This window comes from Pseudomonas sp. KNUC1026 (genome assembly GCF_021650705.1).
Lineage (GTDB): Bacteria > Pseudomonadota > Gammaproteobacteria > Pseudomonadales > Pseudomonadaceae > Aquipseudomonas.
In genome coordinates this window covers 2,599,425-2,612,896 of record NZ_CP087138.1, presented here as the reverse complement: position 1 = coordinate 2,612,896, position 13,472 = coordinate 2,599,425, and the positions used below count along the sequence as shown (strand labels likewise).

Here is a 13,472-nt window from a genome sequence, read left to right as displayed (position 1 = left end):
TATATGGCTGCAGTACCCCAGCGCCTCTCTCAAGAGTCGTTGAGGATTCCCGCAAGGTCATCGTGGCTCAGGCCAGCAACCGGTCGATCAACGCCTGCTCGTAATCGTTGAGAGGCTGATCCTCGTAGAGCTTGTCGGAGGCCGCGATCAACGCCTGGCCCTCGACCTCACGCCCACTGTCGCCATATACATGCCCAAGATTCTCCAGCGACTGCAGGTTGCCCTGCAGAGAGAAGGAGATCAGGTACCAGCGCTCGGCCTCCTCGAGCTCGCCCAGGCGGTGATGGGCCACAGCCAGGTTGTGCTGGGCGTAGACGTGGTCGGATTGTAAGGCCTGCAACAACGCCTGCTTGGCCTGCTGATAGTCTTCGAGCTGCAAGTACAGAAGGCCAAGATTGTTATAGCCGTCGACATTGCCCAACTCGGCCGCGCGCCGGTAGGCCTGCTCAGCCTGCGGATAGCGCTCGGCATGCAGATGGACGTCGCCGAGCAGATTCAGCGCCTCCGGATGATCATGGCGCACGGCGTTGTTGAGGTGCTCGACGGCGGCATCGTGATCGCCATCCTGGTGGGCCATGCTGCCAAGGTAGAAGTGGCTGCGGGGACAATCGTACTCGGCGGCTTCCTGGAAGTATTGGCGGGCGCTGTCGTGATCACCTTCCTGGAAGGCCATGCTGCCGAGGTTGTAGTGGCTGCCCGGATAATTGTGCTCGGCAGCCCTCTGGAAGTGTCGGCGGGCGACGTCGTGATCACCGTCCTGATAGGCCATGATGCCGAGGTTGTAGTGGCTGCCGGGATAATCACGATCGGCGGCCATCTGGAAGTGTCGATGAGCATTGGCGCGATCGTCACGTGCCAGGCTCACCGCGCCAACGCCATTCATCCAGCGTGCGTCGGCGGGACACGCCTTGGCAAGGATCTGGAAGCACTCCTGCGCGGTGTCCAGATCCTGGTGGCGAAACGCCGCCCAGGCCTGCTCATGGAGCGCAGTCGCTTGCTCGTCACTGAGCGTTTTTTTGTTCATGAACCACATGGGATTTCCTGCCTTGCGGGGGCCGGCCATTCTAAAGGCGTGTATGGAAGCCAACAAGGCAATGGCTCTGCTGGGCAGGTTCGAGCCGTACTGGCCACACCCGGGTAGCAGCGACACGAAGCACTGGCGCGTGCCCTGAGCATCAGCGGTGTGGCTGCGCGGCGGAGGCAGCAGCATCGCGGGTGGATGAAAAGAGCGCCAGCGACGCGCGCCACTCCACTCTACCAGTTAGCTCGCGTGCAGATCGCCAATCATCAGTACGAGGACAAGCAACTACAATGCCTCCAAGGTACCTGTGCTGACATGCAGGCGCGGCAGGGCAACAGACCGAACTATCATTTCATTCATACGCTGAGCATCCTCGGCAGGTATTCGATAAGTCGATGCAACTCGACAGAGGCTGCCTCGATAACTGTCTATCGCCCTAGCTAAGATGCCGTCGAAGGCTTCCTTTCACGGATGACAGCTCTCGGCGAGAAGTTGCCCTTCCTGAGAAATACAGCTCCTCGACGCTACTGAGCGATGTGGTGCAGCAGTTCAAACGACCGCTATCCAGCCCGTTGAGCCAGGTATTGCTCAACCGCGTTCATATCCCCCACGAACTCTACGCGCTCGCCTTTGGCCAGACGCTGATGCGCGTACATCGGGTCGTAGTACTCGCGCAAAAGGCCTTCGATCCAGGCGTGATGCAGGTCTACAGAACCCGAGCCACGCTGCTCGTCCAGCGCCGCTGACATCAATGCACGCAAACGCTGGTGGCGTTCGCCCCAAGGCGCTTGTGGATGTTGTCCAGGCTCTGCAGCAGGCGCTCGGCGAAACGCTCGAAGCCGTGCTCTTGGCCATGCACGCTCACGAACTCCGTACTCAGGTCCGTCACGTAATCACGCAGGATGCGTTCGACACGGTTCTGGAAGCTGTCCTCAAGCCATATCACCGGATAACGCTGCATCCCCTGATAGAGCTCGATAGGGACGTTGCAGCTACCCACGATGCGTGCCTCGTCCTCAAGCACGAAACGATCAATGCCAGTATGGCGCTTCTTGAGGATATCGATGGCCAGGCGGTTCTCGAAATCGATCTGCGACGGCTGGCCGGTCGCACGCTTTCCGAAGCTCGACCCGCGATGGTTGGCGTGGCCTTCCAGATCCAGGGCGTTGGGCTGCGTCGCCAGCACCTCGGTCTTGCCGGTGCCGGTCATGCCGCCCAGCACCACGAAATCGCACTGCGCGACGGCTTGCTCCAGCGTTTCGACCAGGAAGGTGCGCATTGCCTTGTAACCACCCGTCACACGGGGTAGTCGACTCCCGCTTCGCGCAGCCACTGCTGGACGATCTGCGAGCGCAGGCCGCCACGAAAGCAGTACAGGTAGCCGTGCGGGTGGGTTTCGGGCGAATTGCGCCCAGGCCGCGACCCGCTGCGCCTTGACCTCGCCACAGACCAACTGATGACCCAGCCGAATGGCCGCATCCTGCCCCTGCTGCTTGTAGCAGGTACCGACCTTCTGGCGCTCGACATCAGTCATCAACGGCAGGTTGATCGTGCCTGGAAAGGCCCCTTTGACGAACTCCACCGGTGCACGGGTATCCATCATCGGTGTGTCATTGAGAAACAGCTGGTGAAAGTCGCGGACGTCCTCGCGCATCAGAGCACTTCGACAGCGTGAGGCTGTCGCTCCACCAGTACGCCGATAGGGGCCAGGTTCAGGCCCAACTGAGCGGCTGTGGCCAGAAACGCTTCTTCACCTTCTTCGCTCACTGCCACCAGCAGGCCGCCACTGGTCTGCGGATCGCAGAGCAGGTCGCGCTGAGCATCGGTGATGGCCACGACGCGCTCGCCATAGCTGTTGAAATTGCGCAGCGTGCCGCCCGGCACGCAGCCTTCTGCCAGATAGTGTTCGACACCTGGCAGGCGCGGCACGGCGGCATCGTGCAGGCGCGCAGTCAGGCCAGCACCGTCGGCCATTTCCACCAGATGGCCCAGCAAGCCGAAGCCGGTGACATCGGTCATCGCCGTAACGCTTTCGAGCTTGCCGAAATGGCTGCCCGGCGTGTTCAAGGTGCACATCCAGTCACGGGCAAGGCCAACGTCCTCAGGGCGCAGCTTTGACTTCTTTTCGGCGGTGGTGAGGATGCCGATGCCCAGAGGTTTGGTCAGGTACAAGCGGTTACCCGCCTTGGCCGTGTCATTGCGCTTGAGGTGCTGCTTGTCGACCACGCCGGTCACCGCCAGCCCGAAGATCGGCTCCGGGGCATCGATGGAATGGCCGCCCGCCAGAGGGATGCCGGCGGCATCGCAGACGGCCCGGCCCCCGCGAATGACCTCACGTGCCACCTCCGCCGGCAACAGGTTCACCGGCCAACCGAGGATGGCGATGGCCATCAGGGGCTTGCCGCCCATCGCGTAGATATCGCTGATCGCGTTGGTGGCAGCGATACGTCCGAAATCGAAGGGGTCGTCGACGATGGGCATGAAGAAGTCGGTGGTCGAGACAACGCCACGTTCTTCGTCCAGCGCGTACACGGCGGCGTCGTCACGTGAGGCATTGCCAACCCAAAGATGGGGATCGAGGTTCTGCGCGCCACTGCCGGCCAGGATCACATCCAGAACCTTCGGGGAAATCTTGCAGCCGCAACCGGCGCCGTGGCTGTACTGGGTCAGGCGGATCGGCTCACTCATGGCGATTTCCTCTGTAATTCGAAAACAGGCCGCGGATTCTAGCAAAGCTGGCCTTTTTCGCCCTGCCTCTTATAATCGCGGCGCTCTTTCCCGGCACCGCCAGAGGCGCCTTTTCGTTTTTTCCGCCATTGAACCGGAGAACTCACCATGCTCAAGCGCACCCTGTCGTTGGTCGCAGGCCTTGCCCTGTCCGTTTCCGCCCTGGCGAGCCATGCCGCCGAAACCTTGCGGGTATCGGCGATTCCCGATGAGGCGCCCACCGAACTGCTGCGCAAGTTCAAACCGCTGGGCGAGTATCTGGAACAGCAATTGGGCATGAAAGTGCAGTTCGTACCGGTGGCGGACTACCCTGCAGTGGTCGAAGCCCTGGCCTCTGACCGCCTGGACATGGCGTGGTTGGGCGGCTTCACCTACGTTCAGGTAAAGCTGAAAACCGGAAACGCAGTGCCTTTGGTGCAGCGTGAGCAAGACGCTCAGTTCACCAGCAAATTCATCACCACCAGGAGCGACGTGAAATCCCTGGCCGACCTCAAGGGCAAGACCTTCGCCTTCGGCTCGATCTCCTCGACCTCCGGCAGCCTGATGCCGCGTTACTTCATGCTCAAGGACGGCATCAAGCCGGAAACCTTCTTCAGCCGTATCGCCTATTCCGGAGCCCACGACGCCACCGCTGCCTGGGTGCAGGCGGGCAAGGTCGATGCCGGCGTGCTCAATGCCAGCGTGTGGGACAAGCTGGTCAGCACCGGCAAGGTCGACACCAGCAAAGTGAAAGTCTTCGCCACCACGCCGACCTACTTCGACTACAACTGGACGGTGCGTGGCGACCTCGACCCGGCTTTGGCGCAGAAGATCAAACAGGCCTTCCTTGCCCTGGACCCTGCCAAGCCTGAGCAAAAGGCGATACTGGACCTGCAGGCGGCGAGCCGCTTCATCGAAACCAAACCTGAAAACTACGACGGTATCGAAGAGGCTGCGCGCGCCGCCGACCTGCTGAAATGACGCTGCGCCTGGTCGGTGTCGGCCTGCGCCATAACAACGGCGTGGCGGCGCTGCAGGGTCTGGACCTGACCGTCGCGGCAGGCGAGCGGGTGGCGATCATCGGCCCATCCGGCGCCGGTAAATCGAGTTTGCTCAATCTGCTGGCCACCTCAGTGCCGCCCAGCTCCGGTGAGCTGGAGGTGCTCGGCCAGCAGCCCTGGCGGCTGCCTGGCCGGGCGCGCCAGCGGTTGCGCGCGCAGGTCGGGCTGATTCACCAGGCACCGCCGCTCCCGCCCCGCCAACGCGTGGTTACCGCCGTGCTCGCCGGCCGGCTGGGCCAATGGGGATTGGGCAAAAGCCTGCTCAACCTGCTGCACCCGGTGGACATCCCGGGTGCCCGTGCCGAGCTGAGCAAACTGGACATGGCCGACAAGCTGTTCGTGCGCTGCGGCCAGCTCTCCGGTGGCCAGCTGCAACGGGTGGGCATCGCCCGCGCCCTGTATCAGGCGCCGCAATTGCTGTTGGCGGACGAGCCGGTGTCGGCGATGGACCCGCGCCTGGCCGAGCATACGCTGGCATTGCTATGCCAGGATGCCGAGGCGAGGGGCATCACTCTGATCGCCAGCCTGCACACGGTCGAGCTGGCACTGCGGCATTTCCCCCGCGTGATTGGCATCCGTGCCGGCTCGATCGCCTTTGATCTGCCCAGCACCGAAGTCGATCCGGCACGGCTCGATGCGCTGTACGCCAATGAGCAACTGCAAACGCAACCCCAAGGCAGCGACCCTCGGCCTGCCTGGGCGGCTCGATGCTAGGCATCGACACACGCGACCCGGCGGCCGGCCCACGCCTGCTGATCGGCGTGCTGGCCGTTTTGCTGCTCTGGCCCGGCATACGGCTGGCCGAGCTGGACCTGAGCGTGCTAGTCCACCCAGACAGCACGCAGTCGATGGGCACCTTTGTTCAAAGTTTCTGGCCACCGGCACGTGATAGCGACTTCCTCAGCCTGCTGCTCAAGGCCACGTTGCAGACCCTGGCCATCGCCACGGCGGGCATGTCGCTGGCATTGCTGCTGGCCGTGCCGGCGAGCCTGCTGGCGAGCCGGGCACTGTCCTTTTCGATGGTCGACCGAGGCCGCCTGGGCGCGTTGGGCCAGTGTTTGCGCTGGCCCGCGCGGATGCTGCTGATCCTGTTGCGCAGCGTGCCGGAGATCGTCTGGGCGCTGTTGTTCGTCCGCGCCGTCGGCCTGGGCCCCACCGCCGGTGTGCTGGCCATCGCCATCACCTACGCCGGCATGCTCGGCAAGGTCTATGCGGAAATCTTCGAGTCGGTGGATCAACGCCCAAGGCAGGCGCTCATGCAGGCCGGCGCTGGCCGACTGGCTGCGTTTTTCTACGGGGTGCTGCCCGGCGCAATCGCTGAGTTGACGTCTTACACCGTCTACCGCTGGGAATGTGCCGTACGCGCCTCGGTGGTGATGGGCTTCGTGGGTGCCGGTGGGCTGGGGCAGCAGATCGACCTGTCGATGCGCATGTTCGCCGGCGCCGAGGTCGCGAGCATGCTGCTGACCTTCCTGGTTCTGGTACTGCTTGCCGACCAGCTCAGCCGCCTGCTGCGCAAGAGGCTGGCATGAGGCGCCTTGGCCATGCACTGATCATCGCGGCCATTCTGGCCTCGGTCATTGGCTCGTTCGTGTATCTGGATCTTGACCTAAGCGGGCTTGCGACATCGGCGAGCGTGAGTCAGATGGCGGGCTATGCCGCTCGCTTCATGAGCCCCGATTTCACCGCCGGGCACTTGCGGGCCATCGGGGGGGCAACGCTGGAAACCCTCGCGATGTCGGCCATGGGCACCTTGCTCGCCGCCGTGGCAGGCCTGGCCCTGGCCCTGCCTGCTGCCGGGCGAATGGGCTGGCCGCTGCAGAGCCTCACGCGTTTGCTGCTCAACGCCCTGCGGGCGATCCCGGAACTGGTCTGGGCCGTGTTGATGGTGCTGGCTGCAGGCCTGGGGCCCAACGCGGGCACACTGGCGCTGGCGCTGCACACGGCGGGCGTGCTGGGCCGCCTGTTTGCAGAGGCCCTGGAAAACACCCCGGAGCCACCTGCCGCCGCCATTCGTCTGCAAGGCGGCAATGCCTGGCTGGCGTTCTGCTACGGCACCTTGCCCAATCTGTGGCCGCAGCTCCTGGCGTACACACTCTACCGCTGGGAAAACAACATCCGCATGGCCACGGTGATGGGCTTCGTCGGGGCAGGGGGCTGGGGCAGATGCTCTACACCAGCCTCAGCCTGTTTCAGGAAGCGCAGGCCAGTACGGTGATACTTGCGATGTTGCTGCTGGTATTGGCGGTGGATGCTTCCAGTGGCTGGCTGCGGCAGCGGTGGGCGTGAACCGATCATCGGTCTCGGAGCTTCAAAGCCTGATCAACTTCTGTGGAGAGTACCAGCGCACCTTGCTCCTGACATCTTGCAAAACCCTGAAACACTGAAGAAAATGAGATTCATTTTCATGTGGTTCCGTCTCAGGTATGAGCAATGCCCTCCGTTGATCCCGCGCAGCATCAGGCCATCGAATCCCTCTACGCCGAACATCACCCCTGGCTGTGCGCCTGGTTGCGCAAGCGGCTGGGCTGCCTGGAGCACGCCACAGACCTGGCACAAGACACGTTCGTCAGGGTATTGCTTCAGCGCAAGGCCTTTGAACTGCGCGAACCCCGGGCGTACCTGAGCAGCGTGGCGCGCAGCCTGATGATCGATGGCTTTCGGCGGCGGGCGCTGGAGCAGGCGTATCTCGAAACCCTGGCCGCCCGACCCGAGGCGCTGGAGGTCTCGCCGGAAACCCGTTTGCTGATCATCGAAACCCTGCTTGAAATCGACCGCTTGCTGGACGGCCTGGGCGCGCGCACGCGAGAGATTTTCCTGATGGCCCAGCTCGATGGGCTGAGCTATGTGGAGATCGCCCGCCGTTTGAGCGTGTCTGTAAATACGGTGAAGAAACATGCCGTGCGCGCCCTGACCCATTGCCTTCTGGCGGCCGAGGACTGACCCATGGCGCTGAATCACGCTGTGCTCGAGGCCGCCGCGCGCTGGTACGTCGACCTGCGCTGCGATGCCCATGACCAAGCCCTGCACGAGGCGCATCAGCGCTGGCTCGACGCCGACCCTGGCCATCGCCTGGCATGGGAACGCTTGGGGCGGTTACAGGCTCGCTTCGAGCAGGTCGAACCGGGGATCGCCAGCGCCACGTTGAGCAGCGCTCGCCTCAAGCGCCGGGAGGTGATGAAAGTGCTGTCGCTGTTGATCGCGGCAGGCACCGCCGGCACTGCAACCTGGCGCCTGACACCCTTGCCCTCGCTGATGGCGGACGTGCACACCGCCACGGGCGAACACAAGCGCCTGCAACTGGAAGATGGCTCCCAATTGCAATTGAACACGGCCACCGCGATCGATGTTCACTACAGCGCCACCCTGCGCGAAGTACAGGTGGTGCGCGGTGAAATCCTGGTCGAGACCGCCCACGACACGCTGGGCCGGCCTTTTATCGTGCACACGCCACAAGGCAGCATCCGCGCGCTCGGCACGCGTTTTCTGGTGCGCAGTGAAGGCGCCCAGGCCCGCGTCTGCGTGTTGCAGCACGCCGTCGAAATACGCCCCGCGAGCCTCTTGTCGCCCGTGCGCGTGGAGGCTGGCCAACAACTGCTGTTCAGCCAAGACACCTCGGGCGCCGTACAAACCGCTACCCCGCAAGCAGACGCCTGGACCCGAGGCATGCTGGTGGTCAATAACTGGCGGCTGGAAGAGGTGATCAGCGAGTTGCAGCGTTACCGCTCCGGTTACCTGGGTTGCAATCAGAAGGTCGCCAACCTGCGGATTTCCGGGGCCTTCCACCTTGAAGACATCGGCGCCGTGCTGGAAAACCTGGCCTCGACACTGCCGGTGCGCATCCGCGCGTTCACGCCTTACTGGGCTCGTGTGGAGCCCGCCTGATGCCTGTTGGCAAAAAAGATCGCGGGGGTGTTGTCGATCTGGATTCTCGTTCGACTTGGTAGTAAAGGCGCGATCAGCGCTATCACTTCCACCTCGAACTAAGAGCATTCGCATGTCTGCACCCACACCCGCGCTCCACCGGCCCGACCCACTCAAACGCGCCATTCGCCGAGGCCTCATGAGCATCGCCCTGAGTGCGCCGGTGGCGACGTTCATGGCTATCCCCGGCGCGTGGGCGCAGGCCGCGAGTGAGCTGCGCTTCGACATTCCAGCAGGTTCGGCCAGTGCGGCGCTGGAGCAGTTCTCCACCGCAACGGGGGTCAACATCTCCTACGGCCCGCAGGCCGCACAAGGCCAGCGCTCGCCGGGGCTTCACGGCCGTTACGAGGTGGATACAGGCCTGCGGCAATTGCTGGCGGGCACGGGGCTGCAGGCGGTGCGGCTGGGCAACGGCAGCTATTCGCTGGTGCCGCTGGCCGACGCCGCCGTGCAACTGAGCCCTACGGTGATATCCGGTACTGCTTCGGAGCCTGCTGCCGGGCCGAGCGAGGGCTATGTCGCCACGCGAACCAGCACCGCCAGCAAAACTGACACGCCGATCATCGAAACGCCTCAGTCGATCTCCGTCATCACTCGCCAGCAGATGCAGGCCCAGGGCGCGCAGACCGTCACCGACGCATTGCGCTACGTGCCCGGCGTGAAAGTCGAAGCCTATGGCCTGGACCCTAAAGGCTTCGACTGGCTCTACCTGCGCGGCTTCAACGGCCAGGCCAGCAGCGACTATCTCAACGGCCTGCGCCAGCAGAACAACAGCTACGCGTTTTTCCGCAGCGAGCCCTATGCCTACAGCCGCATCGACGTGGCGCGCGGCCCGTCGTCGAGCCTGTTCGGCCAAGGGGATGCCGGCGGCATCGTCAACCGCGTCAGCAAAAAGCCGGAAGCCGATCACACCAATGAAGTGCAGCTCACCGGCGGCAACCACGATCGGCTGCAAGGCCAGTTCGACGTCGGCGGCGCCTTGAGTGACGACCAGCGCTTGCTGTACCGCGTCGTCGGCCTTGCGCGCGATGCGAACACTCAGGTGGACTACGCCGACGGCCACGAACTCGAAGACAACCGCCTGTACATCGCGCCGTCGTTCATCTGGGCTCCCGACGAAGACACCAGCCTCACGATCCTCACCGATTTCTTGCGCGACCATAACGGCGGCTCGCTGTTCGCCTTCAGCACGCCCAGGGGCCACACCACCAACGTGCTGATGGGCGATCACAGCTTCAACCATTTCGACCAGGACCAATACACCCTGGGCTACGAATTCCGCCATCGCCTCAACGACACCTGGCAGTTCCGCCAGAACGCCCGCTACGGCCAGGTCGACCTGATCTTCCAGAACCTGCTCCCGGCGGCGGTCAACCTGGGCACCGGCGACGTCACACGCATTGCCGACCGCTTCGACCAGCACATGGACACCTTCAACCTCGACAACCAGTTGCAGGCTGACTTCGCCACCGGCCCTCTCACCCACAAGCTGCTGATGGGCGTGGATTACACCTGGCAGAACGCCGACGTCAGCCGTTGGCGCACACTCGGCCCAACGCTGAACATCTACAACCCCCAATACGGCCAGAGCGTCGCGCGGCCGTCGGCGGCCAACGGCCTGACTTCGATCGATTACGACCAGACCATCGAGCAGGTCGGCGGCTATCTTCAAGACCAGATCAAGTTCGACGACCACTGGATTCTCACCGCAGGCGGCCGCTACGACTACGTGCGCAACGACCTCGACAACCATATAGGCACATCCACCAACCAGAAAGACAACGCCTTCACCGGCAGGCTAGGCCTGACCTACCTCACCGACTTCGGCCTGGCGCCTTACGTCAGCTACGCCGAGTCGTTCGTGCCCAACACCGGCACAGACCGCACCGGCAGCGCCTTCGAGCCGAGCAAGGCTCACCAGTGGGAAGTGGGCGTGAAGTACCAGCCCACCGACGACCTGCTGATGACCCTCGCCGCCTTCGACCTGACCAAAACCAACGTGCTGACCAGCCAGACCGTCGGCGGGGTGGCAACCGGCTTCTCGGTGGCCTCCGGCGAACAGCAATCGCGCGGCATCGAAGCGGAAATCAAGGCACGGCTGGATCGCAACTGGGACCTGCTGGCGTCCTACACCTACACCCACGCCCAGATCACCAAGAGCAACAACGGTGACGAAGGCAATCGCCCGGCCAACGTGCCTAAACATATGGCCTCGGCTTGGCTGAACTACACGTTCCATGACAGTGCGCTTGATGGGCTGAGCCTGGGTGCCGGGGCGCGGTATACCGGTGTGCTGTATGGGGATAACGCTAACACCTATCACATTGATAACTATACGTTGTTTGATGCGGGTGTTAGCTATCCGATCAACAAGAGCGTGACTGTGTCGGTGAATGCACAGAATTTGTTGGATACGGAGTATGTGGCGTCTTGTGATGATTCGTATGAGTGTTATCCGGGGATGCGGCGTACTTTGTTGACTAGTGTCAAGTATTCTTGGTGAGTGGGGCTTACTGAAAAAGCAGGGATGCTTGAGGCGGCGAGGGCGGTTGGCGGAACTGAAGGTATACCCTGTGAATAGACCGGGATGCTGAGCCAACAGCGCTCACGGGTGCAAAACAGTCGCTTGTGACGGGCAGCGCTCGGTCAGAAGCGGGCCTACCCGATCGTTCAGAAAAATTCCGTGACTAACTACCAAACACCATAGCGAAGATCGGGGACGAGAGGTCCCCCCCTCAATCAGCGTGGCCGGTTAGCTTCGAGTTTAATTTTTTTGGCATTTTATCGGTTTGCAGCAATTAGAGTAGCAGCGAACATAGAAAACTCTTTACTGTCACTAGCTTCTTGATCCAGTGCTGCTAGAAGTACTCGGCGCACGGTATCGCTGGCGGTGCGGTAACAAGCGTCTATAGCATTTTGTAGCTCATTTATCCGAATACCACGCCTCTCTACAAGCTCGGGCCGGTTAAGATCGACGGTGATAATCGTTAGGGCCCCTCTTTCGCTTCCGGCCTTATGACGTAACAGAGGTCCAAATGCCAGCAGATGTTCGTTAGGCTCTTCAGAATAGGGGTCTATTAGCGGACAAGCATCATCGAACTCATCTTTTTGAATTATTACAGCGCGCACAACAATATCCTAGGTTGCTCCACTCAAATTTTAGCTCCGGAAACTTATCCTGAGCCTTAGGACGTATATGTTCCACATCTCCAAAATATACATGAGATACTTGACTTTCACAATACATACACTTACCGTGTGATGCGTTTTGCAAAGCTTCCTTATTTTCGGGGTGTTTGTAATTCGTTCGGAGCGCTACAGCATTCGGGCATTGCGGCCGATTTAGACGTATCATTTCCTGGCCTCTGCAATTTCCCCTATCGCTTGAGGAAACAAGCGCCCGAGACCAGCATCATCCAACTCCGAACGTAGCTCCGCCAGAGATTCCATAGTGGGATCAGAGTTGGTATGTTTTTGTAGAATCGCGGCGAGCTTCCCTACAGCCCATGCCGGCAAAGTAGTGGAAACACCGAGTACTTCGTCGAGTACATCGACGGCATTCTTGACCTCTGTCTTGAAATTCAGAAGAAACGAGTTTATTTTCTTTGATTCATTATATTTAAGTGCGTAGACATAAGAATCCTCTACAGAGGTAACAATTAAGGGGCTGTGGGTGCTGACAATAAATTTCGCGTGTGGAAAAGCTTTTAGGAGGCTTGGTAAAAGTGTTCTTTGCATACTGGGATGAAGGTGATTTTCGACTTCGTCAATTACTACCGCGAATGGTTCTTTTTTGTCTGTGTCGAACATATAAATCTGCCAAGCGATATCAATAAGTGCAGATATCCCCCCGGAAGCAGTTTCCAATAGAAACTCGTCCGCCCCACCGTTGCAGCAAAACACAATTTCATAGTCTCTGACTTCAAGATCTTCAAAGCCCAAGGTTTGTGGAAGTATAAGTCTTAGTACGTCACGAAAACCTTCAAAATTTTTAATTTGTTGCGGATCTGAGGGCATGATTGTTTTTGTAGCGCTGCGTACCCCGTAACCGTTTACCATCCACCCTAACAAAGTGGTTTTCATGACATAACTCGAAGGGTCGGGTGCGCCGCCCGCGTGCCTTTGCAGTTGATTGTTCTGAATTTCTTTAAATGCCGCCTCTCGCTCTTTGCGAAAAGTACCGATCTGGTGAACTCGTCTGTAGGAGAAGATCTGACGATGAGACGGAATGTAGAAGAAGCGAGCAAGCTGCTGGTCGTGAATCTCAATATTATATTGAGGGCTGGCAGCCTCTGGCACTAACAATCTCGCAACTGAGCTATTCGTGTAGGTGATTCTTCCAATTTCTCTGTTGGTATTAGCTACTTTCCCAAAGTTGCGAAATAGGGAGAAATACTTTAAACCTTTAGTTGTTAGATCTGTTTTGGGTGTGGCGAGGGATATTTGTGACCACCCTAAATGTTTAGCCAAAAGTGAGAGGATGGTTGTTTTGCCGCAGCCATTTGCGCCGGTAATAATAGTTGCGCGAGGATGAAAGCTAATGTCTACATCGGCAAACTGCTGCCAATCGGTTAGGACTAATCTCGCGAAATCCATTTCCTTTTTTCCTCGCTGGTTGATTGAATTATTTTCGTATGAGTGGGGGCATTCAGGTGGTGTTCATCTTAGACCAAAATCTGGACAGCCGCTTTATTTCCGTTTTGTTGTTTAGCTCCTCAAAAGAAGGTCCCATTCAGCCGTCCTGAATAGCCCACCGGCTT

Annotated in this window: 12 protein-coding genes and 1 pseudogene; 7 read left to right on the top strand and 6 right to left on the bottom strand. The window is 60.3% G+C overall.

Translation table 11 applies throughout. From position 1 onward, the window contains the following. Nucleotides 1-67 precede the first annotated feature (67 nt). The 4 genes from LN139_RS12055 to selD all read right to left on the bottom strand — a co-directional run bounded on the left by LN139_RS12055 (nucleotide 68) and on the right by selD (nucleotide 3,709). A complete protein-coding gene (locus LN139_RS12055; RefSeq protein WP_236353454.1) occupies nucleotides 68-1,033 on the bottom strand; it encodes a tetratricopeptide repeat protein in 966 nt (321 codons plus the stop codon). 548 nt (nucleotides 1,034-1,581) lie between these two features. Then, entirely contained in the window at nucleotides 1,582-1,770 is a 189-nt protein-coding gene (locus tag LN139_RS12050; protein ID WP_236353440.1) for a hypothetical protein, read from the bottom strand. Continuing rightward, nucleotides 1,770-2,675, bottom strand: a complete 906-nt coding sequence (mnmH, locus tag LN139_RS12045) for a tRNA 2-selenouridine(34) synthase MnmH (RefSeq protein WP_236360173.1) — start codon at nucleotides 2,673-2,675, stop codon at nucleotides 1,770-1,772. Before mnmH ends, LN139_RS12050 begins: the two co-directional genes overlap by 1 nt. Then, nucleotides 2,675-3,709, bottom strand: coding sequence for a selenide, water dikinase SelD (gene selD, locus LN139_RS12040; RefSeq protein WP_236360171.1), 1,035 nt, complete (start codon nucleotides 3,707-3,709; stop codon nucleotides 2,675-2,677). Before selD ends, mnmH begins: the two co-directional genes overlap by 1 nt. Nucleotides 3,710-3,856: 147 nt before the next feature. Here selD and LN139_RS12035 point away from each other — a divergent pair, with 147 nt between their 5' ends. From LN139_RS12035 to LN139_RS12005, 7 genes and pseudogenes are all read left to right on the top strand, one after another. Beyond that, complete coding sequence (locus LN139_RS12035; protein ID WP_236360169.1) at nucleotides 3,857-4,708, top strand: putative selenate ABC transporter substrate-binding protein; 852 nt, start codon at nucleotides 3,857-3,859, stop codon at nucleotides 4,706-4,708. Beyond that, nucleotides 4,705-5,502, top strand: a complete 798-nt coding sequence (locus LN139_RS12030) for a phosphonate ABC transporter ATP-binding protein (RefSeq protein ID WP_236360166.1) — start codon at nucleotides 4,705-4,707, stop codon at nucleotides 5,500-5,502. Before LN139_RS12035 ends, LN139_RS12030 begins: the two co-directional genes overlap by 4 nt. Then, a complete protein-coding gene (phnE, locus tag LN139_RS12025; protein ID WP_236360164.1) occupies nucleotides 5,496-6,320 on the top strand; it encodes a phosphonate ABC transporter, permease protein PhnE in 825 nt (274 codons plus the stop codon). The genes LN139_RS12030 and phnE (LN139_RS12025) overlap by 7 nt, the downstream gene beginning before the upstream one ends. Then, a pseudogene (phnE, locus tag LN139_RS12020) lies at nucleotides 6,317-7,077 on the top strand (phosphonate ABC transporter, permease protein PhnE). Before phnE (LN139_RS12025) ends, phnE (LN139_RS12020) begins: the two are co-directional and overlap by 4 nt. A 144-nt stretch (nucleotides 7,078-7,221) precedes the next feature. Further along, complete coding sequence (locus tag LN139_RS12015; RefSeq protein WP_236360162.1) at nucleotides 7,222-7,731, top strand: sigma-70 family RNA polymerase sigma factor; 510 nt, start codon at nucleotides 7,222-7,224, stop codon at nucleotides 7,729-7,731. A 3-nt stretch (nucleotides 7,732-7,734) separates the two neighbouring features. Then, the gene (locus LN139_RS12010; RefSeq protein WP_236360159.1) at nucleotides 7,735-8,673 is read left to right on the top strand and encodes a FecR domain-containing protein; all 939 of its coding nucleotides are present in this window, start codon (nucleotides 7,735-7,737) and stop codon (nucleotides 8,671-8,673) included. A gap of 112 nt (nucleotides 8,674-8,785) precedes the next feature. Continuing rightward, nucleotides 8,786-11,215, top strand: coding sequence for a TonB-dependent siderophore receptor (locus LN139_RS12005; protein ID WP_236360157.1), 2,430 nt, complete (start codon nucleotides 8,786-8,788; stop codon nucleotides 11,213-11,215). 597 nt (nucleotides 11,216-11,812) lie between these two features. On the opposite strand, the gene LN139_RS25665 is transcribed toward LN139_RS12005, so the two are convergent. After that, complete coding sequence (locus tag LN139_RS25665; protein WP_442964403.1) at nucleotides 11,813-11,959, bottom strand: HNH endonuclease; 147 nt, start codon at nucleotides 11,957-11,959, stop codon at nucleotides 11,813-11,815. Nucleotides 11,960-12,063: 104 nt separating this feature from the next. Further along, the gene (locus LN139_RS12000) at nucleotides 12,064-13,308 is read right to left on the bottom strand and encodes an AAA family ATPase (RefSeq protein ID WP_236360154.1); all 1,245 of its coding nucleotides are present in this window, start codon (nucleotides 13,306-13,308) and stop codon (nucleotides 12,064-12,066) included. Nucleotides 13,309-13,472 lie beyond the last annotated feature (164 nt).

Coding starts and splice junctions, on each gene's coding strand:
- LN139_RS12055 (WP_236353454.1), bottom strand. CDS start 1,033: ATGTGGTTCATGAACAAAAAAACGCTCAGTGACGAGCAAGCGACTGCG.
- LN139_RS12050 (WP_236353440.1), bottom strand. CDS start 1,770: ATGTCAGCGGCGCTGGACGAGCAGCGTGGCTCGGGTTCTGTAGACCTG.
- mnmH (WP_236360173.1), bottom strand. CDS start 2,675: ATGCGCGAGGACGTCCGCGACTTTCACCAGCTGTTTCTCAATGACACA.
- selD (WP_236360171.1), bottom strand. CDS start 3,709: ATGAGTGAGCCGATCCGCCTGACCCAGTACAGCCACGGCGCCGGTTGC.
- LN139_RS12035 (WP_236360169.1), top strand. CDS start 3,857: ATGCTCAAGCGCACCCTGTCGTTGGTCGCAGGCCTTGCCCTGTCCGTT.
- LN139_RS12030 (WP_236360166.1), top strand. CDS start 4,705: ATGACGCTGCGCCTGGTCGGTGTCGGCCTGCGCCATAACAACGGCGTG.
- phnE (WP_236360164.1), top strand. CDS start 5,496: ATGCTAGGCATCGACACACGCGACCCGGCGGCCGGCCCACGCCTGCTG.
- LN139_RS12015 (WP_236360162.1), top strand. CDS start 7,222: ATGCCCTCCGTTGATCCCGCGCAGCATCAGGCCATCGAATCCCTCTAC.
- LN139_RS12010 (WP_236360159.1), top strand. CDS start 7,735: ATGGCGCTGAATCACGCTGTGCTCGAGGCCGCCGCGCGCTGGTACGTC.
- LN139_RS12005 (WP_236360157.1), top strand. CDS start 8,786: ATGTCTGCACCCACACCCGCGCTCCACCGGCCCGACCCACTCAAACGC.
- LN139_RS25665 (WP_442964403.1), bottom strand. CDS start 11,959: ATGTATTGTGAAAGTCAAGTATCTCATGTATATTTTGGAGATGTGGAA.
- LN139_RS12000 (WP_236360154.1), bottom strand. CDS start 13,308: ATGGATTTCGCGAGATTAGTCCTAACCGATTGGCAGCAGTTTGCCGAT.